The organism is Anaerobacillus sp., assembly GCF_046314235.1.
Lineage (GTDB): Bacteria > Bacillota > Bacilli > Bacillales > Anaerobacillaceae > Anaerobacillus.
Window position 1 is genome coordinate 174,391 of record NZ_JBKBWN010000008.1, and the last position, 22,226, is coordinate 196,616.

Genomic DNA, 22,226 nt, shown 5'->3' on the forward strand with positions numbered 1-22,226 from the left:
ATTAGATTTTTTGTGATATAATAAATTATTATATTCCTTTAGGCAGGTGTAGTTATTGTCACAATATAAGTGGTTTCGTATTGGATTAGCGGTTATTATGTTATTTTTGATTTTATATTTAGGAACACTTGTTCAATTTATTTTTCGACCGATCGTTGTTTTTGTTGAAACATTATTTTTCCCTTTTCTTTTAGCAGGAGTTTTATACTATTTATTTCGACCAATTGTTAATTTTTTAGATCAACAAAAAGTACCTAAGACATTAGCGATCATCTCTATTTATTTGTCGGTCATTGGTGTAATAACAATCTTAGTATTATTAGTTGGACCGATACTCCAGAGACAGGTAAATAGCTTAGTTGATAATTTTCCATACTTAATTAACGAAATTAGAGCGATTATTGTTCAGTTGCAGGAAAATGAATGGTTTAATCGTTTTCAAGCAACCGAGACATTATCTTTAAATAAAATTTCAGAAAATATGACTCAATATATTAATCAAGCCTTTAACATTATTAGTACAAATATTACAGGGCTAATTGCCTTTGTTACGAACTTGATTATTATTTTTATCATTATTCCTTTTATTCTCTTTTACATGTTAAAAGAAGGAGAGAAAGCGCCAATTCAAGTACTTAAGCTGTTACCTGAAAAACAAAGGATTGAAGGAAGAAAAATCCTTAATGATATGGATGTTAAATTAAGTTCCTATATCCAAGGACAAATTCTTGTTAGTCTATGTGTTGGTATACTTATGTACGCTGGATTTTTGATTATCGGTATTGAATACTCGTTAATCCTTGCGTTAATTGCAATGTTTACAAATGTCATTCCATTTGTCGGCCCATGGATTGGGACAGTTCCAGCCCTTATCGTAGCAATTATCCATTCACCATTTATGATTGCCAAAGTATTAATTGTCATCCTAGTTGTTCAACAGTTTGAAAGTAACTTTATTTCGCCACAAATTATGGGGAAAAAACTTGCTGTCCACCCGCTTACAATTATTTTATTATTAATTGTAGCAGGAAGATTTGCAGGAATTATCGGGATGTTATTAGCAGTTCCAACATACGCTGTATGTAAAGTTGTCGTCAGTCATACGTATCGTTTATATAAATTAAGAAACACTATTGAATAACTAAAATAAGGTTGTCCTATAAGTGAGAGCTTTTTGGGACAACCTTTTTCGTTTTCACTTTAAATAGTATGGGCAGGTTTTTAATTTCTTTTAATAGTGAATATTAATAGTGGATGAAAACAAGAGGAGGTTCTCTAGTGAATATTGCAATTTTAACTTCAGGTGGCGATAGTCAAGGAATGAATAGTGCGATTCGGGCTATAACAAGGACTGCGATTGTCAAAGGGCATAAAGTCTATGGTGTTACAAAAGGATATCAAGGTTTAATGGAGGGTTTATTTATACCATTAGATTTAAGAGACGTGGGGGATATTTTACACCGGGGCGGAACATTTTTACAGTCAGCGAGATCCCTTGAATTCAAAGAGACTAGTGGACAAAAAAGAGCTATTCAAAAATTAAAGGAAGCCAATATAGATCATTTAGTAGTCATCGGTGGTGATGGTAGCTATCAGGGTGCATTAGCATTGTTTGAAAAAGGGATCTCTACATATTGTTTGCCTGGCACGATCGATAATGATATTGCTTATACTGATTATACGATTGGTTTTGATACGACAGTTAACCTTGTTGTGAGTCTTATTAATAATGTTCGTGATACCTCAACTAGTCATGAAAGAACAAGTATTATTGAAGTTATGGGAAGAGGCTCAGGAAATATCGCCTTGCATGCTGGCGTTGCAAGCGGGGCTGACGCCATTATTGTTCCAGAGGTTCCGTGGGAACTAGAAGAAGTATGCAATATCATTCTCGAAGGATTTAATAGAGGGAAAAAACATGGGATTATTGTCGTTGCCGAAGGTGCTGCTAGTGGCGAGGATGTAGCTACAGAAATCGAAAAAAGGACTGGACTCGAAGCTAGGAGTACAAAGTTAGGCTATGTACAACGCGGCGGTAGCCCCTCGTCATTTGATCGAATTTTCACGAGTAGAATGGGAGATAAAGTTGTTGAGTGTATTGAAAAAGGTATATCAGGTGTGGCGATAGGGATTGAGGGCAACCAAATTACTTATCACCCTATAAAAGAAGTATTAAGTAAAAAAGCTCAATTTGATTATAAGCTTTACCATATTGCAAAGAACTTATCTAAGTAGAAGTTAGATTTCTTGTATTTCCTTTTCCTCTTATGTAAAGTTAACTTAGTTAATGATTTGAAAGTGGGGTACAAAATAATGGCTTTTATCCATGAAGGTGTAAAACAAATCGAGGTAAACGAGCTTAAAAAAATTTTAAAAACGAAACAAGAGAACATCGTAGTCATAGATGTAAGGGAAAGGGAGGAATATGATGAATTTCATATACCAGGGATACCACTTATCCCCATGCAAAATATCCCTAATGTCCTTTCTGACTTGAAGCAAGATAAAGAATATATTTTTGTTTGCCGTAGTGGAAATAGAAGTCATCATGTTGCCCGTTTCTTAATCGAAAATGGCATTAAGGATGCTCATAACTTCTATGGTGGAATGTTGACATGGGATGATGAAGTTCGTACAGGTTTAGAAAATGTGGTCACAGATATCTCGAAATTATATGAGTAATTAGGGAAATTTCTGCTTACTCAATTATTATAGTACCAAATAATTCACACAACAAGACACCGCTTATTTTCAAAAGGGTGTCTTGTTCTATAAACCTACCTCCTAGTATAAGCGAAGCGTTTTGGTTTTTAGTCGTTAAAAGCTTCAAATTCGTCATTTACCATTTTATTTAGGATATGATTGATACCAATCGTTTTCTCAACTTCTAGAACGAAGGCAATTCCTTTCCCAGGTTGGTTAAGCCCTGCATCTTCGTCAATCTGTTTTAATACATCTGACGTTTTCGTTCGATCAATCAATGTTAAAACGATGTCTTTTTCGGGCTCAATAAGAATATTAAATAATTTAGCCTGTTCGTGAATTCCTGTTCCACGACCTGTAATAATCGTCCCACCTTCAGCACCACCCTTTTTCGAAGCTTCAACAACGTGGTCAGAGTCTCCTTTATTCACTATCGTAACAATGAGATCGTATAGTACTGCTTGCTTTTCCATTTCGGTTTTACCCTCCGTCCGTTCATTTGAATCAAAATTTATCCCAAGTAAATGAGCAATTCCTGTGATTGCCTTCGTATTAATTACCATGGCTAACCCTGTCCTAGGACAAGAAAGCTTCGCTTCTTCTTCGATTGCTGAGAGAACCTTGCTACTAAATTCAGTAGTGACAAGGGTTAAGATTATTTCTTTTTCTGGAATAATCGGAATCCCTAAAAACGATTTATTCTCATGAATCCCCATTCCTCGCCCAAGTAGTATTGTTCCACCTTCAGCTCCAGCTAGCTTCGAGGCTTTTACGGCTTTCTTTGCTTGGCCCTTCTTGACAATTGTAATGATGAGCTTATGCTCCTTGTTTACGATGTTCATTGCTACGTTCTCGCCCCTTTCCTTCAAATAATAAACCTAATATGAGAACAGAGATGATTGGGGATAAGGCGACTAATGCAATCATACCAAATCCGTCTAAAAGAGGATCTCTTCCTTCGATAGCAGATGCAACACCAACTGCTATCGCTAAAATAAATGTAACCGTCATTGGTCCGGTAGCTACTCCACCAGAATCAAAGGCGATGGCAGTAAACCTTTTTGATGAAAAATACATTAACACCATTGCAATCAGATATCCTGGAATAATAAAATACCATAATGGGATACCTACTAAAATCCTAAGCATTGATATGGCGATTGAAAATGCTACCCCGATAGAAAGGGTGTACAGCATTACATTTTGAGAAATCGAACCACCAGAAACTTTTTCAACTTCATGATTTAATATTCTAACTGCAGGCTCGGCGAATGTAGCTACAAACCCTAAAATAAATCCAATTGGAATTAGTACCCAATTATATGATAAACTACCTAACTTTTCGCCAATCATTTCGCCCACCGGGAAAAAACCAACATGGACTCCCTGTAAAAAGAAAGCTAGTCCTAAAAAGGATAACACTAGCCCCTTCCCTATGTTAATCAATTTTTTCCGTTCTAGCTTTAAAAAGAAAAATTGAAAGATTAGAAAAAAGATGACTAATGGAAGTAACGCAAATGTTACTTCAAGTAAAATATGACCGAATCCTTTAAATACGTTTATTGTCATCCGTAAATCACCCCTAAAATTAAGACAGCTAAGATTGGACCTATTGAAGCTAAGGCTACGAGCCCAAAACTGTCACTAGCTGTTGCTTTTCCTTTTAGTACAGAAGCAACCCCGACTCCTAATGCCAAGATAAATGGAACCGTCATTGGACCAGTTGTTACACCACCTGCATCAAATGAAATAGGAATAAAATTGGCGGGAGTAAATGCAGCTAATAAAAATGCTAATCCATATCCACCCATAAGTAAATGGGTAATCTTAATGTTAAAAATAATTCGTAACAAAGCAAATGTAACGAAAATTCCTACGCCTAGAGCAACGGAATAGATGAGAATGTTACTAGAAATTTCCCCATTTGACACGAGGTCAATTTGATTTGCTAAAACTCTCACGTCAGGCTCAGCAACTGTTACAACAAAGCCGAGGAGAAATCCAAAAAACAAAATCATCCACAATTTGTTCGTTTTTGGGAGAGCTGATCCAATCATTTCACCAACAGGAAGAAGGCCAATATGTACACCTAAAAGAAAAAGAATAAGACCTAGACTTACCATGGCAACCCCGATTAGAAATTGAAAAAACATTTCAAGCGGTAACCAAATGATCGTAAATTGAAGAATGATGACAACTAATGTAATTGGAATAACCGCATAAACAACTTCCTTGATTGTGTCCTTAATATTTTGCATAAACTACTCCTCTCAATGTTCAATCAAATAAAATTTGGTGGATTAATAAATGGTGTCTTCGATTTGGAGTTGAAACATCTCTTTTACGTGGTTGGAATTTATGCTTATTTTGTATTTTAACATATATTCAACGATTCAAAAATCTGAACCCACTACGGAAAATAATTGACCTTACTTTTTGGCGAGGCATTGATGAATGTTTCATCTTTTTGGATGGCTTGAAGACAGGGAGGATTGGGAGGATTAAAAATTAGCTGTTGAGCAGTTATCATTAAAAAGAGGCTAACTTAAAGTCAGCCCAGTGTTTCTTATAAGTGATTTGTTTTCTTCGAATATTGCCTTTCGCCACGTTCCTCAGCATTTTTTTCCTTTAGAACGTTTTTTTGCTGGCGTTGGGCATTATGATCTTGTTTCTTCTTGTCGTCATCTTTAGTATGAGGCATAGTAATCTCCTTTCAATCTTTTCTTCTCTATATTGTTTTCCTCGTCGACGGTTTGTATGTATACAGAAAATAATAAACAAAGAGCTTGAGAATTGTACATTTTTATGAAAAGTTCGAGCATAAATGTTCGGGCTTTTGTGTTTTAGGGAATAGTAAAAAAGAAAGGGGAATTGATTCGTGGAAACTTTAAAAAATATAATCATTTATATATTTGGCTGTTTATTATTAGCCATTTCACTAAACTTTTTTCTCATCCCTGCAAATGTATTTGCAAGTGGATTTACGGGAATTGCTCAAATTTTGGCAACATTAACCCCAATCTCTACAGGGATATCTTTGTTTATCTTAAATATACCAGTTGCTATCCTTGGCTGGAGAAAAATCGGTAAACGGTTCACTGTTTTTAGCTTTATAAACGTAGCCATCTCTACCTTTTTTCTTGAAGTTATTCCAGTCATCAAAATTTCAGAGGATATTTTATTAAATTCTGTATTTGGTGGGGTTATTATGGCGATTGGGGCTGGGGTAATATTAAAGTATGGCTCTTCTACTGGGGGCGTCGATATCATCGCTTTAGTTTTAGCGAGATATAGTGAACGGCCACTTGGTACATACTTTTTCGTTATTAATAGCATTATCGTATTAACAGCGGGACTATTATTTGATTGGGAAAAAGCTTTATATACACTTGTTACACTATATGTAGGTTCAAGAATCATAGATGCCATTCATACTCGTCATGTGAAATTAACAGCAATGATTGTAACTAAAAAACCTGATGATTTACAAAAGGCAATCCATGAACAACTTACGAGAGGAATAACACGAATTCCTGCTAAAGGTGGCTATTCAAAGGAAGACAAAGAAATGCTAATGATCGTTATTACCAGATATGAACTATATAGCTTAAAGCAAATTATTGCTAAAGTTGATGAAAAAGCCTTTACCAATATTATAGAAACAGCAGGGATTTATGGGTTATTTAGAAAAGATAATTAGTATTGAAGATTTGTCTATGGATTAAGGTAAATTGATTTTTGTGGGGTGAGGTTGTTGTTAAAAGTAGTTTCTATTATGTTTGCGTTTTTTTTATTCATTCTTGGTTGTGGGACGGAAATTGAAAGCATAAATTATGATGATGACGCTACAGGTGTAAAAGCTACTTTTAATATCGAGGAAGTGGGGGATAGAATGAGATTTGAACTTTCATTAACAAATGAAGGAGATGAGAAAACATTTATACAATTTCCATCGGGACAACAATTTGAGATTATCGTTAGAAATCAAGATAATCAAGAGGTTTATAGGTATAGTGATGGTAAGATGTTTACGATGGCGCTTGTGATGAGGGAAATTGCACCGAGCGAGACATTGGTTTGGAGAGATGAGTGGGAGGAAGCAACGCCAGGACTTTATACAGTTACAGGTGAACTTCAGATCATGTCTATTAACGGTGAAAGTGTTGATCGTGAGCAGTTCAAAATTGAAAAAACGATTCAGATTAAAGAGTAGGTGGGTTGTTTTTGCCCCACCTACTTTTCTTTTTCTATATCTTTCTTCACGCGATTGCTGACAGCTTCTATAAATGAGTTCCACTCCTTACTTAAATGATTCTTCTGAAGAGGTGGAGTATCGACTTTTGGAGGCTTTTTGCTCATTTTCCAATAATGATTAAATGGTTCAGGTAATTTATCTTCTGACATAGGCAGCTCCTTTTATAAAATCAAAAAATACTTCCTCATGGAAAAGGTCATCAACTATCTCGAGACAGTCGCTAAGGATTTTTTCTTACGATAAATTAGTGATACGTAATTTTAAAAATTCCTCTAATTCATTTGTAGTTAGTTCCGACAGTTTATTTTCGTTAGCATTTAAGATTTGATCAGAAAGAGCTTGTTTCTTCTCAAGCATTTGGTGAATTTTTTCTTCTAACGTTCCTTTGGTTAAAAGCTTATGGACAGTAACATCCTCGGTTTGACCGATACGATAAGCTCTGTCAGTCGCTTGATTTTCTACGGCCGGATTCCACCAACGATCATAGTGGATTACGTGAGTAGCTGCAGTTAAATTTAAACCAACACCACCGGCCTTTAAGGAAAGGATAAAAAACGGGGCATCTCCAGTCATGAAATCAGAAATAAGTTCTTCTCGTTTTTGCCTCTGTAAGCTTCCATGTAAAAATGGAATTGGCCTGTTATGCTTTTCCTCTAAGCCCTTTTGAATAATAGCTCCCATTTCTTTGTATTGGCTAAAAATGAGCGACTTTTCCTGATTAGAAGCAATCGTATCACAAAGTAACATGAGTTCTTCCCATTTTTCTGAGCGATCTTCAAGAGTGCCACGATCTTTTAAATAATGTACTGGGTGGTTACAGATCTGTTTAAGTTTCGTTAAGCTACTTAAGATTAATGCTCTACGTTTCATTTCAGAAACAGTATCAACCTTTTCAAATAGATCATTAATAACTGCTTGGTACAAACTTGCTTGTTCAACAGTTAAGCCAACACGATGAATAATTTCTTTTTTACTCGGAAGTTGTAAATGGATATCTTTATCCTGTTTTGTACGTCTAAGTAAAAATGGTGAAATCAATGAACGTAATTCGTTAAGCTTTTCCTTGTTTTGTTCAGCACCTTCAATTTCCTTAATAAAAACTTTAGAGAACTGTTGATATGATCCAAGAAAATGATCATTCAGCAAATCGATAATAGACCAAAGCTCTTTTAATCGATTTTCAATCGGAGTTCCTGTTAAGGCAATTCGGTGGACAGCATCGATTTCTTTAATACTTCTTCTTTGCTTTGTTTCCACATTTTTAACATGTTGTGCCTCATCTAGGATTAATACCTCCCACTTCCTTGTTGTCCAAATCTTTTCGTCTCTAACAGCTAGTGCATAGGACGTAATGACGATGTCTATATTTTCTAGAGAGTTATTTAAGTCTTCTTCGATAGAACGGTGTTGTCCGTGATGGACATATACTTTTAGACTCGGAGCAAAAAGATTTAATTCGTGTTCCCAGTTCCCTATTAACGAAGTAGGACATATGAGTAGAAAAGGGTGTTTAAGGCTGTTTTCATGAGCTTCTTTAACTGCCAACAGGTAGGTAATCGTTTGGATTGTTTTTCCTAAGCCCATATCATCAGCAAGGCAGGCTCCGAAGCCTATTTTCCTCATGTTTAAAAGCCAAGAGTATCCGTCGTGTTGATATGCTCTTAGAGATCCGTTTAGTTCAATAGGAACAGATGCTCTTTGCCAAGAATGAACAGTTAGTTGCTTTAGTAAAGTGTTAATCTTTTGGTTCCAACGTGCTTGCCAGCGGATATTTTCCACTTTTTCGTCATGAAGCTGAAGCTGAAAAGCGTCCATATACGTCAGTTTTTCCTTGTTCTTATAAGCCTTTATTTTTGTTTGGATTTGCTCTGCTGTAGTTACGTCCCAAAAAATCCATTTGCCTCTTAATTTCACAATCGGGCGTTTATGGTTAACAAGTTCATGAAATTCTTGTTCAGAAACAGTTACTCCGCCAACAGAAATGGAGTAGTCAAAGTCAGCGATCGCTTGCCAGTTTAATAAAGGTTCAACGCTTCCTCTTGTTTCAGTTAATTCCTTTTGTGTTAACGTTACAGAAAAATCATCCTCTTTTTTATTCCACCAACTAGGTACAAGAATCGTAATCCCTAATTCTCGAAAGGTACGATCGTTTTCGGTTAATAGCGCGTATGCTTCATCAATCGTAGTATTGATTGATGGCGTTGTTAAAGAAAACTTTTGGAATTCTTTAACTCTGTTTTTAACCTTAATTAAGGCATCTTTAAAGAAAGTGATTGGATTATCACGCCAAGGATGATTTCCAATTAATAAGTCAGCAACATCAATCATCAGTGTGTGGTCAATTCGATCTTGAATGAACAATGTTAGTTGCCAATGATCTGAGCCTTTTTCTTCTTCAACTCTTATGCCCAGTTTGAAAGGTGCTACTTCAACGGCACCAATGCTTTCTAAAAATTGCTGATGTGCCTCTGCAGAGTGAAAAGCTTGGTCTTCTTTCGTAATTCCACCTAACAGCTTTTTCATAGGTGCGGATTGAGTTTGTTGCAAGTCTTTAAAAGTTGCGATAACAGTATCATCCAATTTTAGCAAAGCTGTAACATAGTTATTGACAAACAGTTTACAAAAGTCAATAAACGACGGCTTTTCAATTGCTTTATCTATGAAAGAATGATTTGTTGTAATTAACGATAATAGAGACGGTGGTGCAATTTCTTCCCATTCATGATATGGAAAATTCGGTATTTCCCAAGTTCCATTTTGATTTGGAATTAATTGACCTAGACTTATTTCGCCTAAGAGAGCTTTCATGAGCTGTTGAATAAATTGTAAATCATCAGCAAGTTTCCATTCGGATGTATTTTCTAACTTGATTAAAGTGGCGATATATAGATGCATATCGCTTAAAGATATCTCAAGACCACTAATCGGGAATTGATGATTTTCATGGCTTGATGGAACGTGATATACAGGTACATTTCCGACTAAACTATAAAATAAGCGATTATTTAAAGGGACTTGAAGTTGACATTCTTTTGTATCTAAAAACGTGCCGTAAAAAGAAGCTTCATGGTTACGAAACAACGATAGTTTTAATTCAAAAGGAGAATAAAGAAATGGGTATTTAAAAGGTTCGATGTCAACGTATTTTTTGTGCTTTTTTTGTTCTCCCCAAATAAATAAACTATATCCGGATTTCTCTTTTAATATTCCACCATGAACAATAATTGGATTTGGATTGTAACTATTTATCAATTCTTTTCAGCTCCTGAATAAACGCACGATAAGTTTTAAATCTCTGTTTTAAGCCAACAACATAGGAAGTGTATGTTTGCTGTTTGTTTATTTTTTCGTAAATATCCTTCAATTGTTTGATGTACAGAGCAGCTTCTTCGTAATATACTCTCGATTTTTTTTGAACTAATCTTTCAACAAGTTGGTGATAGAAGGGGAGAAGTAAAACTGGGTTTTGCTTCTTAACCACCTTTAATAATTTTTCAATTTCAGGGGTAATAATATTGGTTTCCTTTTTGTGTGTTAATAGCGATGTAAGGGCTTCTTCAAAAAGACCTTCTTGTGTAGCAATCTGATAGAAGGTCGCCTCTGTTTGCGATCGATAGAGGTCGGCCTGTAATTTTGGTATGATGTATTGTAAAATCTTTTGTTTTTCCTCGGCATTACTTTTATTCATTCTTGATTTATATGTTAGAAAAGATGGCTGATTAAGCCAATTCTTCCAAACAATCGTCAACTTTTCTTCGTCTGTTCCCGTTTCTACAAGCATATCTTCATATAGTTTTCCTAGAACAGTACCTTGTTTTGGTTTTTCTTTTGGGAAAAATAACTCGAACCAATGTTTCATCATGACAAAATCATCTTTTTGTTCCATGATCAAGAAATGATCAATTAAATCGCTATGGTGTAATTTATCTTTGAGTTCTTTTAATAATGCAATTGATCGAGCTCCATCATTCGCTTGTAGACATAGAAGACTAGCTAGTTTTGTTAAAAAGAAATGATTACTTAAAGGTTTTTTCAAGAGCATTTGGGCATGTTTTAATAATACGACTTCTCTTTCTTCACAGAGAAGCCATGTTGAAATAAGACTTTGATAAGGAGAACCACTTTCTATATGTGGTAATTGATTAAAAAGATAAGTTGTATACCACTTAGTAAATGAAGAGCCATTTGTTACCTCTTGTTTCAAAGCAGGGTAGCTAGCGTGAAACAATTCATTAAAAAATGCTAAAAAACGATTTTGCCTAAAATAAAAGGTCTCGTAGTTAATCGCCTTTTTATATAACTCATCCATAAGAACAGTCATCGCTATTATTTGAAATTGGTGAGATTCGTTCGTAACATTTTGTTGAAGTTCTTCATAAAATTGTTTCACAATCATTTTAGTGTGCTCATGACTAAAATGACCACTTTTTGAAAGAAGATGATAAACTTCCTCAATATAAGGTGTAAGGTCGTTTCTTAATCGTTCCATAACAGCAATGGGTTCATTAAGGTGATAGTCCATAGTACCTTGTAATGACAGTCTTGGGGCATCGTCTAGTAACTTTTTTAGTTCCATCAGAACAGCTACAAGATGTTTACACATATTTTCATATGGACAGGTACAATGGCTTAAAGACAAGTTTTCCAAATTTACTTCAACATCATATAATGTTGTTCCAGTAACCGTGGCCGAAAGCTTGTCATTAACTAAGTCCAGTTTTGTTACTTTTCCATCGTAAAAGTAATGTAAGCCGCGTTCTTTGATACGACTTTGAAAATTATTCTCCAAGAAATAATCGATAGCAGTCCGCAATTGCTTTTTATTCATAAGTCACCACTTACATATTTTCTAATTTCCATCTCTCTATTGTAATACGAAACAAACACTTAAAACAAATGATCAAGCAATTAAACCGATATTTTGATCAAAAAAATTTGTTAGAATAAGCATTAAAAAACACCAAAATAATGTTTTTGGTGTTTTACTAGGCTAGAAATATAGATAGTGATAATTTAAATAAAAGCGATTAAATAGGAATATAAAGTTAATACTGCAATCGCACTAACTACAATAAAAATTAAATTTGTACTTAACAAGGCAACGAATAAAGCTGTTAGACCGCCGATGACACCAAACCAGATACTTTCTTGTACGAATAATATTCCCGGAAAAATAAGTGCTCCTAAGGCAGCGTAGGGAACATTTTGCAAGACTGCAGTTACCTTTGGTGGCATTTCTTTTCCATTCATTGTTACGAGCGGTAATAATCTAGGAATATAAGTTACAACTGCCATCCCTAGAATTATAATAATCATTGTATTGGACATTACCCACACTCCTTTTCACTAGTAGCTTTTTCATGATCGAAATAGTTGGTTTTCTTACTATAAATAATTTCGATGATTATTGCTGAAGCTAAGGTAGCAATAATGATTGCCCAACCACTTGGGATAAAAAGCAATAAAAAAGAATTAAATACCGCAGCAACAGACGCTAGCCAGATAATTTTTCGATGTTTTTTTAATGACGGTACCAAAAGAGCAATAAATAATGCATATAGGGCAATGGACATACTTTTTTGTAACGTTTCCGGTAAAGATGTTCCGATAACATAACCGATCCCTGAATTAATAACCCAGCTAGAGTAGGCGACAACCGCAACCCCTAAAATGTATGAACTAGTAAGCCGACCTTCTTTTGTTGAGGTAACAGCAAATACTTCGTCAGTCATACCAAACGCATATAAAGCTCTGACAATCGGATGATCCTGCTCGGCCTTCTCACTAATAGCAGTGCTCATTAGTAAATGCCTAATATTAATAATGAAGGTTGTAAAGATAATTTCTAAGGCTCCAGTGCCTATGGCGATTAAGCTCAATGACATATATTGAGCAGCCCCTGCAAACACAAAAGCACTCATTCCGATTGTTTCAACTAAGGATAGACCAGTTGCCTCAGCGATAAATCCAAAGGTAAGCGCAACAGGTAAGTAACCAAGGGCTATACTTATACCAGCTAATGCTCCACTAAAAAATTGATTTTCTTGATTTTGTCTAGTACGGAAGAACATAGTCGCGTCTCCTTTTAAAATGCATAATAGTATTATATTACTCCTATCCAATAATTTCTGTAAATGTATAATTTGGATTATATCTTAGGTTATTTGATAAACTATCACAAAAAAAATTTAGAGGTGATTTTCTTGAAAATGATTGATGATGTTTATGAAATGTATAGGAACCATTTAACAGGTGATGAGGAGGATATCCTGATAATTATTTATGGGGTTTTGGATGGGTTTAAGACTGAGGACTTAGTGAAGCTATTTCAAGACCTGAACTATGAAGAAAAGTTTGAAATGACCGTTTTATACTTATATGAAAAGCTTAGACTTAAGATGGCTGAGGAGGGAATTGGCCATATTGGATATGGTGATGACCAAGGCAATAACATTTTACACTAAAAAAATAAACGAGGAATTTTGAACAGGAGCAGCAAAATGCTGTTAACCAATCATTCAAAAATCCTCGTTTTATTAATGAAAAGAAATTGCAGTACTTGTAAGACTATGCCATTTGTGAGAACTTTTCAGCTAACTGTTGTTTTTCTTCGTCAGACAACATTTGCTCCGCCATTGGAAAGAGAATATTTTCTTCTTTCATAAAATGGTCAGTTAGTGTTAAGTAAACAATTTTTAAATGGCGGAATATGTCTTCAGCCTCGGCTTTAGAAATCGATTTGTTTACTTCTAGAATAGTGGATGATTTATCCATAAATTCTTTTAAATTTAATTTTGCAGTATTATGCTCGTATTCCATAACTGCGATTGGTCCACCTTCACGACCAATGTATTTCACCATCATTTCAAACAAAACATCTTCTTCCCGGTTTGAATGTGGATCGAGCTCAGCAATAAAAACTGTTATTTTGTCATGAAGTTGTTTTATGCAATCATTCCAATTTTCGATAGTAACATCAGCTTCAAAAGCTTGGACCATTTTATTAAATTCGGCCATTTTAGCCAAAAGGGAAGGATGCTCACTGATTAATTGTTTTAATGGGGCACAATAGTTAATTTCTTTCGGGTCGCCAAAGGCTGCAGAACAAGGTGAGTTATGGTTCATTTTCGTTTTTCCTCCTTGGATTAAAAGAATTTCTTTATCATAGTCTTAGTGTAGCTAAGTTTCTACGTTCATGAGGTGATAAACGTCACAAAACAATTAAAAAGATTAACTGCATGTATTTAATCCCTAGAGGGAATTTTAAGTGTGAGGTGATAATAATGAATGAAAATGAAAACTTACAGGAAATATTACAAACATCTTTAGATCATGAAGAAGAAATGATGCGTACCTACCTAATAGCCGCTGAACGAATTCATGAAAGCGAGGAATTAAAACTTCGCTTAAGGGAATTCGCTGAGGGCAATGCAAAACGCTCTCGCCAATTAATTGATGAGTTAAAAAGATTAATTCATTAGTGCTTTGTGTCTCTACTTAAGGCGTGAATAGCTTTAGTCCCAACACCCACAAACGTTTCAATAATTGTTTGACCGCCAGCAATCGCAAAAATAAAAATAGCGGGAACAAAAATTGAAGGATATAGCCAATAACCAAAACCAAATATGATTGCACTCCAAAATCCAGCACACCAGTAGCAATTTAATAAGTAGCCAAGCTTTGAGTCAGGTACTTTTTTGGTTTTTGTATGTCCATCCTCAGTTACAGTTGTTGTTTTTAAGAAGGGTTTTCTAATAAACTCAGTAATTTTATCAAAGACAATTAAATGGGTAAAGCGATAACTGGCTAAAATGATCATAATGAACATCATCCAACTTATATTAAGCAAAAAATTTCCCCCCTTAACTAATGTACCTTTTCATGTTATTTACTAAAAAGTCCAATTTAATACAAGAGAAAAAGAGGAGAGAGCGGATCTCTCCTTTTTTAATTAAAAAAGGAGAAAATGATAATTCAAATCTTTAGGTGTTTTAAAAATAGTGTGATAAATTGTTAAACAACGAATATAAAAAGGATGTACATTATAGGGGGAAATCTAGGATGGAGATGACCATTAAAAAGCCGAAAATTACGTTAATATTTCTAGCTTTGTTAGTGTTAATAGGTACAATTACTTTTTTTCAATTGCCGAAACGGGAAATACCTGAATTTACTTTTAACATTGGAACGATAACAACGATCTATCCAGGGGCTACACCAGAAGAAGTTGAACGAAATGTTACAGTTCCACTAGAAGAAGCGTTAAAGGGAATAGAAGGGGTTAAGGAAATGACTTCTGTTTCCGGGGCAGGAGCTTCAACCATCGTATTACAGCTCGGCGATAATTCTGATAAGATGATTGTCTTCGGGAAAGTAAGGAATATAGTCTCACAAGTAAGCGCTACGTTTTCCGAAGAAGTTTTTACACCAACGATTAGAGAAGATATTCAAATGGGGGCACTAAGTTCCTATCATTTATTGTCTGAAAATCGTGCTAATCTTTATACTTTAAATGAGACAGTTGAAAAATGGCAAAAGCAAATAGAGTCTATTAACGGTGTTAGGGGCACGATTGTTAAAGGGCTTTTGGAACAAGAATTAGTCATTAGTTTAGATTCTGAAAAAATGGTTTCACAGGGTATTTTTTTTCCGCAAGTACTTGATGGATTAACGGGTGAATTCGATACAATTCCACTTGGTAGACAACAAAACGATGGAAAAAACGTACAACTAGCTTTTCAATCGTACAAATCAATTCCAGAAATTGAGGAAGTTTTTATCGGTTTAACAAGAGAAAACGAAAAAGTGTTTTTAAAGGATATTGGAACTGTAGAAATTCGAAACGTTAAACCAAGGGATTATATTACGTTTAATGGAACGCCAGCTTTATCATTCACTGTGTTACCGGATAAAGGTGTCGATATTCCATCACTGCAAAAAAAGGTTGATGAAAAGCTAGCTAGCGTACGTCAAGAACTACCTGAGCAAATTAGTTTAGAATTGTTTTACACTCAAAATACGATTGTAGAACAAATTTTTAAAGATCTTTCGATTTCGTTTCTGATCTCAATCTTTGCAGTTGTTATTATTACATTATTAGGTATGACTATTACATCTGCAATTATTGTTGCGTTAGCCATTCCGACATCAATTATTTTAGGACTTATCCCACTTCCTTATCTTGGAGTCGATTTAAATCAAATATCGATCATCGGATTTATTATTGCCCTGGGAATACTCGTTGACGATGCAATTGTTGTCAACGATAACATCCAAAGGCGATATAAGCTAGGTGATGGACCGTTAGAGGGTGCATTAAAAGGCACTAGAGAAGTTAGGGTCTCAATTATTACGTCTACACTAGCTGTTGTTTTTACCTTCTTTCCTTTATTATTTTTAACCTGTTGATGTAATTTTACCAGTAGATATGACTATGGAAAAAACAAATGAGTCCTTAGTTGAAATGGCTAACTTGTTAGCTGAGGATGAGGCTATAGTCGAAATATCAATATATACTGGCACAGGATTACCCGGCCTTTTTGGTCAAATGATGGCTGGTACTGGGGAAAATACAGGGCAACTTTTATTAAGGGTAAATCGCGACATACAGCGAGCGGATGAAACAATCGCTAAGTGGACGAACGAATTGCGAAGCTCGTTTACAGATGCTGAAATTAAAATGACGACAATTGAGACTGGTCCACCAGTAGGAGCGCCAATTGCGATTAAAGTATCAGGGACTGACCTTGACGAACTAATAAATGTTGTTACTACTTTAAAACAGGGGATCAATGAAATTGAAGGAAGTGGGGTTGTTCTAGATGATGTTGGCTCGCCTTGGCCAACCGTTATTTTCGAACCAAATCGCGAAGTCCTTTCAGAACATGGATTAACGATGCGTCAATTAAGTGAACAAATTCGCTTAGTTTCTCTCGGAATCCCGCTAGGAACCTTCGATGACGGTACCGAAAACTGGGATATGAGGATTGTCATTGATGAGATAGACGAAGGGAATTCATTGGATCTAAGTTCGCTCGTATTACCAAGCAATAAAAGAGTAGAAGGACAATTTCAGCCAGAACTTGTAGGTTTTGATGAACTGCTTACAGAAGTAAAAAAAGAACAGATACAAAAAATACCGCATATTAACGGAGTAAGAACCGTCACGATAAGAGCGTATCCGGGAGAAGAAGAGAAAGCTGCGCTAGAAAAAAACATTAACGAAATTATTTCTGCTATCGATTTAAAGGAAGGCTTTACGATAAGTGTGGGTGGGGAATCAGAAGCTAGGAATGATTTCTTTATCGAAATTACTAAGTTATTTTTTATCGTGGTATTTTTAATATACATTGTCATGGCTGTTCAATTCTATTCATTAGTAACACCAATTTTAGTGATGAGTACAGTTTATTTAGCGATTTCTGGTGCTATATTGGGTCTATTCATTACTCAAGTGGGAATTGGCTTTATGGCGATGATGGGGATTGTATCATTAGCTGGGATCGTTGTAAGAAACTCAATCGTTCTAATAGAGTTTATTGAACAAAGATTGAAAGAAGGAAAAGATCTTCATGAGTCGGTAATTGAAGCAGGACGTGCTCGATTACGACCGATTTTACTGACTGCTTTTACAGCAATTGCTGCTTTGTTCCCAATTGCTTTTGGTGGAGATGTTTTATTTAAACCTTTAGCTATATCCATTATTTCTGGTTTGTTATTCTCAACTATTTTTACGGTTGTTCTAGTCCCAGCCTTTTACGCAGCCGTCAATCGAAAGAAGGTAACAGTTAAAGGATAAACAACTATAGTCATATAAAGTAAAAGATTGGTTGAACGAAAAGGGAAAAGTTAGCTGGAAATATTATCTAGCTAACTTTTTCGAAGTTCTATAGTATAATAAAAAGTGGTTTTTCAATTTTTATTTTTGAGACTTTTCTAAAGGTGTCGGCCTACCTCGAGGTGACTGTTACTTTTGAGATAGTCTCTTTTTTTTAGTTCATACCAGGTAACTTAGGCTGTGTAAAAATTGGTGGTTCTCCCCCTAACACTCTTAAGAAGACAACTAAATCTTCCTGTTCTTCAGAAGTTAAATTTAATGGATTCATTAATCCACTCTTATTCGGATGAGTATCGCCACCACGATTATAGTAGTCAACTACTTCTTCTAACGTTGCAAACTTTCCATCACTCATATAAGGTGCAGTATGTGTTATTCCATAATTAAATACGAGGTTGGATTGTGTGAGGAAATGTGAACAAATTCCGAAAAAATGGTAAGATGTGTGAAGAACACTCTTGGAAATAAGAGAAGTCAACAATATAAAAAGAGGCTGTCCCAAAGACAAAGTGTCAGTCACCTCGGTTTTCTTTATATAGAGTATATTCAAACCATACACTTCTATATAAAGTAGCCCGTAGAGGTGCTCTGACACTTATGGGACAGTCTCTCTTGAAGAACCTAATCTTCTTTAAATTAACTGCTCAATCTCTTGTTTACGTTTTAGTAGTCTCCGGAGTCTTTGTTTTTGTTCTGTGATTAATTTACTATCGGTTATCTGTATTGAGTCGTATAATTCCATTAGTGTGTAGTTAATTTCCATATCTAATATATTAATGATCGTTTCTGGGTCAAGGTTATGATCGAACTCCTGGTACTCAACAATGGCACCGTATTGATTCATAACGATTTTCTCACCCCCATTAATTTCAGTAATGGATTGAATAATTCCATCTTTGAAGATGGTGATATGTTGATGCTCTTCGCTATACGTCTTAATAAATCCGCTACCTTGATATTCAGTCAGAACTAACTCTAAAGCTCTTGCTACTAATTCTTCACTCACCTTTAGGCAATTAACGTCAATTGTAAGTTTTGAGCCGTTTTTTTTGAAGGGGATTTCGTGGATAGATTGGTTGGTATCTACAATTAAGTAAATGATATCATCGTTATATCGCCAATAAAGGGAGCACTTATATTCCATCATTTTATTAATAAATTGTTGGAGTGATTTTTTTGACAATTCTACATGTAAATCATGAAATTCAGCCTCAAAAAAATGTGGAACCATCTGACACACCCCTCCTTAATCAAAAGTCAAATGCTTTTTTTATATCGTATGAAGGGGACGGTTTGAAAAGAAGTGAAAATGACTAATTTTGTTATAGAAAATTTTAGAGTGTAAAAAACAAAAAAATGCTGATTCTTCGTGCGAAGGATATACGCAGAGGTATCAACATTATTTGTTCTTATTAGAGGTTAGCTGAAATTATTAGGTGATATCCAATCCATATCTCTTTGATACGATGTCGTGGAAACCAAAAGAGTTATATAATCGTTTTGTAGCTTGATTATTTACCCCTGTTTCAAGCTCAATTCCTTTTAGGTTGTTTTGCTCAGCCCAAAAAAGAGTATGTAACAATAGTTTTTTTGCAATCCCTTTTTTGCGAAAATCATTATGAACATAAAGATCATTTAACCAAATATAATAGCCACCCTTTTCCAAACTAATTCCAATATTAAAAAAGGCTAAACCTATGATTAGTTCGTTATCTTGAACGGCGAACATTTTAGCTGATGAACCTTCTTGTAGGGCTAAATCAATGGCTGCAATAAGGTTAGAATAAGCATTCCTATCACCAATAGCTTCCATTTGACCCATCATGAGTAGAGCTATTCTTTCCCTTAAAGCATGATCAGCAGTGTTTTCCACTAAAAAAACTTCCATGTAATAACCTCCTACTCCCTAGACGAAAAAATAAAAGTTACTAAAAATCAATAATAGCAGAAGATGAGAAAAACATACATAAGGAATTGTGAAAAAGTTTGAATAACAAAAAATGAGGGTGGCAGTCACCCTCATTTCTATTAACGATATTCTGGAAGACTTCCTTCTAATTGGTCAATTTGCTCCTGTAGTTGGGCTAGTTGCCTTTGTTCGGCTATTGTAGAGTTTGCAAAAGCACTTGACAAATCATTTCTTGCTTTAGATATCTCTTCTGAAGCATTTGCCAGTTGTTCTGGAGTTGTCGCTTCTTTTACCATGATTTCGGCTTGCTCTACACGAGACCTTGCTTGTTGGAATAGTCGATTACCCATCAGCTAGCAACCACCCTTACTAGCATTTTTATTCTCTGCTTCATCCATTGTTGTTACATTATGTTCGCGTTCATTTGCTGGTTGAACAACATCTTTCCCTTGCTGGACAAAACGTTTTGATTTTGATTTTTTGCTCATAGTTTTTCTCTCCTTTAGCTAGAAAGATACGAGCTTATTTTTTGTAAACGCCAGTAAAATTACTCAGGAGATAATTACTAATTAACGCGTCTCTAGATACTAATACTGAGATAGTCCTCTAAAAACGTAGCAATACCATCATTTTCATTAGTTACTGTTATTTTGTTGGCAATATTTTTTAGTTCTGGTATTGCATTTTCCATAGCAACACCAATTCCAGCGAATTCGATCATTTCAAGATCATTATCTTCATCACCAAAGGCAATGATCCGCTCTTTTGGAATAGAGTAATATTTTGCAATCTTTTCTAAGCCGACCGCTTTATTCAAACCTGCTTTAACAATTTCAATGACATTCCAAGGAGCACCCCAGACACGTTGGTCGATGACTTCGGCATGGGCTGTTTTCAATAGCTCACGCAATTGGTTAACATGATCATCTTGTGGGTGAATTAGAATTGATGTCGGGTGCTCAGCTAAAATATGATGGAGGTTTCCGAATTTAACTGGCGACTCCCCCATTGTAAATGTGTCAATGAGTACTTCATCATAATAGCGCAAATAAAAGTCATCAATGATTTCAACCATAATGTTTTTGACTTGAAAAGCTTCACATGTTTCTATAATCGTTTTTGCCGTATTTAGCTCTAATGGTGAGTGGTAGTAACCGAACCCCTTATGAAGAGGATTGTGCGTAAAAGCCCCATTAAAATTAACAATAGGTGTATTCAAGTTTAATTCCTGATAATACATTTGACTAGCACGATAGGGTCTTCCAGTGGCAATGCAAACTATATGACCCATCTCTCGTACCTTGTGAATAGCTCGTTTGTTTCGTTCTGAGATTATTTTATCGTCTGTAAGTAACGTCCCATCTAAGTCGATAGCGATTAAATGTTGCTTCATATATCCTCCTTGATAAACAAAGTTTCTTACGGTGTATCTGCTATTTTAACCTTTGACGGTAATATTGTCCAAATATGTGGTTCTTTTAATAACTACCTATGTCGAATTACCAAAACAAATTAATTCAATTAAAATCTTATTCATGTTATAAATAGGTATAGGTATTATCACAGAAACTCCGTACATTTTTTCAACAAGGAGGAAGGCAATGGTTGAGCAATTTTTCACGTCTTTTACATTCCGAACGATTTGGACGCCCGAATTAATTTTTCTCTTATTATTAATAAGTGGAATATACTTAGTCCTAACAGGACCACAAAGGCATCGATTTGATAACAGTGAAGAAGTGGCAACAAGGAAAAAAGTATATTTCCATTTAGGGTTAATTGCCGTTTACTTTGGGTTTGGTGGCCCTCTTTATGTCCTTGGTCATATGATGCTTAGTATGCACATGTTTTCAATGGCAATTGTTTATTTAATTGCCCCGGCACTTCTTTTACTAGGTATTCCCCATTGGTTTTTTCTAACACTTGGTAAAAACCGATTATTAAAAGCTCCATTTAAAGTACTCGGTACGCCTTTAGTTGGACTGATATTATTTAATGCGATGTTTTCATTTTATCATTTGCCGTTTACATTTGATCGATTGATGACGAATGAAGGCCTTCATAATATTTATCAACTAGGGATGCTTTTTGCAGCTTTTTTAATGTGGTGGCATATTACACCCGTTTTTCCAAACCAAGAAGGACAGCTTTCAGAATTAAAAAAGATCGGTTATATGTTTGCAAGTGGTGTATTGTTTACTCCTGCTTGTGTTTTAGTTATTTTTTCAGGAGATGCACTTTATGCAACCTATACGGATATTGGTACATGGGCTATAGCGATGAGTTACTGTTTACCAGCTGGAGCAGACATACCATACGAATTATTCTCAGGACAGAACTCACTTACACTATTAACGCCATATCAGGATCAGCAGTTCGGTGGAGCGATTATGAAGGTGACACAGGAATTAGTTTACGGTGTGGCCATTGGGTATACGTTTAAGCAATGGATGAAACGCGATCGAAAAAAAGTTGTCGTACCAAATTTTGATCTGTTAAATCCAGAAATAAAATAAGATGGT

At 35.3% G+C, this 22,226-nt stretch carries 27 protein-coding genes; 10 read left to right on the forward strand and 17 right to left on the reverse strand.

Annotation, left to right across the window (positions count from 1 at the left end; genetic code table 11):
• The first annotated feature begins 55 nt into the window (after positions 1–55).
• From ACK4M9_RS13190 to ACK4M9_RS13200, 3 genes are all read left to right on the forward strand, one after another.
• Complete coding sequence (locus ACK4M9_RS13190; RefSeq protein WP_409851279.1) at positions 56–1,141, forward strand: AI-2E family transporter; 1,086 nt, start codon at positions 56–58, stop codon at positions 1,139–1,141.
• A gap of 137 nt (positions 1,142–1,278) precedes the next feature.
• A complete protein-coding gene (gene pfkA / locus ACK4M9_RS13195) occupies positions 1,279–2,235 on the forward strand; it encodes a 6-phosphofructokinase (protein ID WP_409851282.1) in 957 nt (318 codons plus the stop codon).
• Between the two features lie 78 nt (positions 2,236–2,313).
• On the forward strand, positions 2,314–2,682 hold the full coding sequence (locus ACK4M9_RS13200) for a rhodanese-like domain-containing protein (RefSeq protein ID WP_409851284.1): 369 nt from the start codon (positions 2,314–2,316) through the stop codon (positions 2,680–2,682).
• A gap of 128 nt (positions 2,683–2,810) precedes the next feature.
• Here the strand turns inward: ACK4M9_RS13200 and ACK4M9_RS13205 are convergent, their stop codons facing one another.
• From ACK4M9_RS13205 to ACK4M9_RS13220, 4 genes are all read right to left on the reverse strand, one after another.
• The gene (locus tag ACK4M9_RS13205) at positions 2,811–3,545 is read right to left on the reverse strand and encodes a P-II family nitrogen regulator (protein ID WP_409851286.1); all 735 of its coding nucleotides are present in this window, start codon (positions 3,543–3,545) and stop codon (positions 2,811–2,813) included.
• Entirely contained in the window at positions 3,520–4,272 is a 753-nt protein-coding gene (locus ACK4M9_RS13210; RefSeq protein WP_409851289.1) for a DUF1538 domain-containing protein, read from the reverse strand. The genes ACK4M9_RS13205 and ACK4M9_RS13210 overlap by 26 nt, the downstream gene beginning before the upstream one ends.
• On the reverse strand, positions 4,269–4,961 hold the full coding sequence (locus ACK4M9_RS13215; RefSeq protein WP_409851292.1) for a DUF1538 domain-containing protein: 693 nt from the start codon (positions 4,959–4,961) through the stop codon (positions 4,269–4,271). The genes ACK4M9_RS13210 and ACK4M9_RS13215 overlap by 4 nt, the downstream gene beginning before the upstream one ends.
• A 308-nt stretch (positions 4,962–5,269) precedes the next feature.
• Positions 5,270–5,404 (reverse strand): DUF3941 domain-containing protein, encoded by a 135-nt coding sequence (locus tag ACK4M9_RS13220; RefSeq protein WP_409851295.1) that lies wholly within the window; start codon positions 5,402–5,404, stop codon positions 5,270–5,272.
• A gap of 177 nt (positions 5,405–5,581) precedes the next feature.
• Here ACK4M9_RS13220 and ACK4M9_RS13225 point away from each other — a divergent pair, with 177 nt between their 5' ends.
• On the forward strand, positions 5,582–6,403 hold the full coding sequence (locus ACK4M9_RS13225) for a YitT family protein (RefSeq protein ID WP_409851297.1): 822 nt from the start codon (positions 5,582–5,584) through the stop codon (positions 6,401–6,403).
• 54 nt (positions 6,404–6,457) lie between these two features.
• Positions 6,458–6,916 carry a BsuPI-related putative proteinase inhibitor gene (locus ACK4M9_RS13230; RefSeq protein ID WP_409851299.1) on the forward strand — a complete coding sequence of 153 codons (459 nt, stop codon included), beginning with the start codon at positions 6,458–6,460 and terminating at the stop codon, positions 6,914–6,916.
• Between the two features lie 20 nt (positions 6,917–6,936).
• On the opposite strand, the gene ACK4M9_RS13235 is transcribed toward ACK4M9_RS13230, so the two are convergent.
• The 5 genes from ACK4M9_RS13235 to ACK4M9_RS13255 all read right to left on the reverse strand — a co-directional run bounded on the left by ACK4M9_RS13235 (position 6,937) and on the right by ACK4M9_RS13255 (position 13,029).
• Complete coding sequence (locus ACK4M9_RS13235; RefSeq protein WP_409851301.1) at positions 6,937–7,107, reverse strand: hypothetical protein; 171 nt, start codon at positions 7,105–7,107, stop codon at positions 6,937–6,939.
• A gap of 85 nt (positions 7,108–7,192) precedes the next feature.
• Positions 7,193–10,210 carry a DEAD/DEAH box helicase gene (locus ACK4M9_RS13240; protein ID WP_409851303.1) on the reverse strand — a complete coding sequence of 1,006 codons (3,018 nt, stop codon included), beginning with the start codon at positions 10,208–10,210 and terminating at the stop codon, positions 7,193–7,195.
• Positions 10,200–11,786: an SWIM zinc finger family protein gene (locus ACK4M9_RS13245; protein WP_409851306.1), complete on the reverse strand. Its 1,587-nt coding sequence runs from the start codon at positions 11,784–11,786 to the stop codon at positions 10,200–10,202. The genes ACK4M9_RS13240 and ACK4M9_RS13245 overlap by 11 nt, the downstream gene beginning before the upstream one ends.
• A gap of 185 nt (positions 11,787–11,971) precedes the next feature.
• Positions 11,972–12,286 (reverse strand): AzlD domain-containing protein, encoded by a 315-nt coding sequence (locus ACK4M9_RS13250; protein ID WP_409851309.1) that lies wholly within the window; start codon positions 12,284–12,286, stop codon positions 11,972–11,974.
• On the reverse strand, positions 12,286–13,029 hold the full coding sequence (locus ACK4M9_RS13255; protein WP_409851311.1) for an AzlC family ABC transporter permease: 744 nt from the start codon (positions 13,027–13,029) through the stop codon (positions 12,286–12,288). The genes ACK4M9_RS13250 and ACK4M9_RS13255 overlap by 1 nt, the downstream gene beginning before the upstream one ends.
• Before the next feature lie 138 nt (positions 13,030–13,167).
• Between ACK4M9_RS13255 and ACK4M9_RS13260 the strand changes: the two genes are divergently transcribed.
• Positions 13,168–13,422 (forward strand): DUF6154 family protein, encoded by a 255-nt coding sequence (locus ACK4M9_RS13260; RefSeq protein WP_409851466.1) that lies wholly within the window; start codon positions 13,168–13,170, stop codon positions 13,420–13,422.
• A 103-nt stretch (positions 13,423–13,525) separates the two neighbouring features.
• On the opposite strand, the gene ACK4M9_RS13265 is transcribed toward ACK4M9_RS13260, so the two are convergent.
• On the reverse strand, positions 13,526–14,083 hold the full coding sequence (locus ACK4M9_RS13265; RefSeq protein WP_409851313.1) for a hemerythrin domain-containing protein: 558 nt from the start codon (positions 14,081–14,083) through the stop codon (positions 13,526–13,528).
• 158 nt (positions 14,084–14,241) lie between these two features.
• On the opposite strand from ACK4M9_RS13265, the gene ACK4M9_RS13270 reads away from it, so the two are divergent.
• Complete coding sequence (locus ACK4M9_RS13270) at positions 14,242–14,439, forward strand: hypothetical protein (RefSeq protein WP_182081093.1); 198 nt, start codon at positions 14,242–14,244, stop codon at positions 14,437–14,439.
• On the opposite strand, the gene ACK4M9_RS13275 is transcribed toward ACK4M9_RS13270, so the two are convergent.
• Positions 14,436–14,789, reverse strand: a complete 354-nt coding sequence (locus ACK4M9_RS13275) for a DUF1360 domain-containing protein (RefSeq protein ID WP_409851468.1) — start codon at positions 14,787–14,789, stop codon at positions 14,436–14,438. The genes ACK4M9_RS13270 and ACK4M9_RS13275 overlap by 4 nt on opposite strands.
• Before the next feature lie 230 nt (positions 14,790–15,019).
• On the opposite strand from ACK4M9_RS13275, the gene ACK4M9_RS13280 reads away from it, so the two are divergent.
• Both ACK4M9_RS13280 and ACK4M9_RS13285 read left to right on the forward strand, forming a co-directional pair.
• Positions 15,020–16,366: an efflux RND transporter permease subunit gene (locus ACK4M9_RS13280; RefSeq protein WP_409851316.1), complete on the forward strand. Its 1,347-nt coding sequence runs from the start codon at positions 15,020–15,022 to the stop codon at positions 16,364–16,366.
• 25 nt (positions 16,367–16,391) lie between these two features.
• Positions 16,392–17,756: an efflux RND transporter permease subunit gene (locus ACK4M9_RS13285; protein WP_409851319.1), complete on the forward strand. Its 1,365-nt coding sequence runs from the start codon at positions 16,392–16,394 to the stop codon at positions 17,754–17,756.
• 193 nt (positions 17,757–17,949) lie between these two features.
• On the opposite strand, the gene ACK4M9_RS13290 is transcribed toward ACK4M9_RS13285, so the two are convergent.
• The 6 genes from ACK4M9_RS13290 to ACK4M9_RS13315 form a co-directional block, all read right to left on the reverse strand.
• Positions 17,950–18,150 (reverse strand): hypothetical protein, encoded by a 201-nt coding sequence (locus ACK4M9_RS13290; RefSeq protein ID WP_409851321.1) that lies wholly within the window; start codon positions 18,148–18,150, stop codon positions 17,950–17,952.
• Between the two features lie 276 nt (positions 18,151–18,426).
• Positions 18,427–19,026, reverse strand: a complete 600-nt coding sequence (locus ACK4M9_RS13295; RefSeq protein WP_409851323.1) for a hypothetical protein — start codon at positions 19,024–19,026, stop codon at positions 18,427–18,429.
• Positions 19,027–19,227: 201 nt separating this feature from the next.
• Positions 19,228–19,683, reverse strand: coding sequence for a GNAT family N-acetyltransferase (locus ACK4M9_RS13300; RefSeq protein WP_409851325.1), 456 nt, complete (start codon positions 19,681–19,683; stop codon positions 19,228–19,230).
• 140 nt (positions 19,684–19,823) lie between these two features.
• A complete protein-coding gene (locus ACK4M9_RS13305; RefSeq protein ID WP_409851329.1) occupies positions 19,824–20,054 on the reverse strand; it encodes a DUF3813 domain-containing protein in 231 nt (76 codons plus the stop codon).
• Between the two features lie 3 nt (positions 20,055–20,057).
• A complete protein-coding gene (locus ACK4M9_RS13310) occupies positions 20,058–20,192 on the reverse strand; it encodes a hypothetical protein (RefSeq protein ID WP_409851332.1) in 135 nt (44 codons plus the stop codon).
• Positions 20,193–20,284: 92 nt separating this feature from the next.
• Positions 20,285–21,097: a Cof-type HAD-IIB family hydrolase gene (locus tag ACK4M9_RS13315; protein ID WP_409851334.1), complete on the reverse strand. Its 813-nt coding sequence runs from the start codon at positions 21,095–21,097 to the stop codon at positions 20,285–20,287.
• A gap of 208 nt (positions 21,098–21,305) precedes the next feature.
• On the opposite strand from ACK4M9_RS13315, the gene ctaG reads away from it, so the two are divergent.
• Entirely contained in the window at positions 21,306–22,220 is a 915-nt protein-coding gene (gene ctaG, locus ACK4M9_RS13320; RefSeq protein WP_409851336.1) for a cytochrome c oxidase assembly factor CtaG, read from the forward strand.
• The last annotated feature ends 6 nt before the right edge of the window (positions 22,221–22,226 follow it).

What these genes read in the sequence shown, in the direction of transcription:
- ACK4M9_RS13290 (WP_409851321.1), bottom strand. Translation starts at nt 18,150, where the DNA reads ATGAGTGATGGAAAGTTTGCAACGTTAGAAGAAGTAGTTGACTACTAT.
- ACK4M9_RS13280 (WP_409851316.1), top strand. Translation starts at nt 15,020, where the DNA reads ATGGAGATGACCATTAAAAAGCCGAAAATTACGTTAATATTTCTAGCT.
- ctaG (WP_409851336.1), top strand. Translation starts at nt 21,306, where the DNA reads ATGGTTGAGCAATTTTTCACGTCTTTTACATTCCGAACGATTTGGACG.
- ACK4M9_RS13295 (WP_409851323.1), bottom strand. Translation starts at nt 19,026, where the DNA reads ATGGTTCCACATTTTTTTGAGGCTGAATTTCATGATTTACATGTAGAA.
- ACK4M9_RS13235 (WP_409851301.1), bottom strand. Translation starts at nt 7,107, where the DNA reads ATGTCAGAAGATAAATTACCTGAACCATTTAATCATTATTGGAAAATG.
- ACK4M9_RS13265 (WP_409851313.1), bottom strand. Translation starts at nt 14,083, where the DNA reads ATGAACCATAACTCACCTTGTTCTGCAGCCTTTGGCGACCCGAAAGAA.
- ACK4M9_RS13205 (WP_409851286.1), bottom strand. Translation starts at nt 3,545, where the DNA reads ATGAACATCGTAAACAAGGAGCATAAGCTCATCATTACAATTGTCAAG.
- ACK4M9_RS13260 (WP_409851466.1), top strand. Translation starts at nt 13,168, where the DNA reads ATGATTGATGATGTTTATGAAATGTATAGGAACCATTTAACAGGTGAT.
- ACK4M9_RS13250 (WP_409851309.1), bottom strand. Translation starts at nt 12,286, where the DNA reads ATGTCCAATACAATGATTATTATAATTCTAGGGATGGCAGTTGTAACT.
- ACK4M9_RS13210 (WP_409851289.1), bottom strand. Translation starts at nt 4,272, where the DNA reads ATGACAATAAACGTATTTAAAGGATTCGGTCATATTTTACTTGAAGTA.
- ACK4M9_RS13255 (WP_409851311.1), bottom strand. Translation starts at nt 13,029, where the DNA reads ATGTTCTTCCGTACTAGACAAAATCAAGAAAATCAATTTTTTAGTGGA.
- ACK4M9_RS13220 (WP_409851295.1), bottom strand. Translation starts at nt 5,404, where the DNA reads ATGCCTCATACTAAAGATGACGACAAGAAGAAACAAGATCATAATGCC.
- ACK4M9_RS13310 (WP_409851332.1), bottom strand. Translation starts at nt 20,192, where the DNA reads ATGAGCAAAAAATCAAAATCAAAACGTTTTGTCCAGCAAGGGAAAGAT.
- ACK4M9_RS13305 (WP_409851329.1), bottom strand. Translation starts at nt 20,054, where the DNA reads ATGGGTAATCGACTATTCCAACAAGCAAGGTCTCGTGTAGAGCAAGCC.
- ACK4M9_RS13200 (WP_409851284.1), top strand. Translation starts at nt 2,314, where the DNA reads ATGGCTTTTATCCATGAAGGTGTAAAACAAATCGAGGTAAACGAGCTT.
- ACK4M9_RS13245 (WP_409851306.1), bottom strand. Translation starts at nt 11,786, where the DNA reads ATGAATAAAAAGCAATTGCGGACTGCTATCGATTATTTCTTGGAGAAT.
- ACK4M9_RS13285 (WP_409851319.1), top strand. Translation starts at nt 16,392, where the DNA reads ATGGAAAAAACAAATGAGTCCTTAGTTGAAATGGCTAACTTGTTAGCT.
- ACK4M9_RS13300 (WP_409851325.1), bottom strand. Translation starts at nt 19,683, where the DNA reads ATGGAAGTTTTTTTAGTGGAAAACACTGCTGATCATGCTTTAAGGGAA.
- ACK4M9_RS13315 (WP_409851334.1), bottom strand. Translation starts at nt 21,097, where the DNA reads ATGAAGCAACATTTAATCGCTATCGACTTAGATGGGACGTTACTTACA.
- ACK4M9_RS13215 (WP_409851292.1), bottom strand. Translation starts at nt 4,961, where the DNA reads ATGCAAAATATTAAGGACACAATCAAGGAAGTTGTTTATGCGGTTATT.
- ACK4M9_RS13275 (WP_409851468.1), bottom strand. Translation starts at nt 14,789, where the DNA reads ATGATGTTCATTATGATCATTTTAGCCAGTTATCGCTTTACCCATTTA.
- ACK4M9_RS13270 (WP_182081093.1), top strand. Translation starts at nt 14,242, where the DNA reads ATGAATGAAAATGAAAACTTACAGGAAATATTACAAACATCTTTAGAT.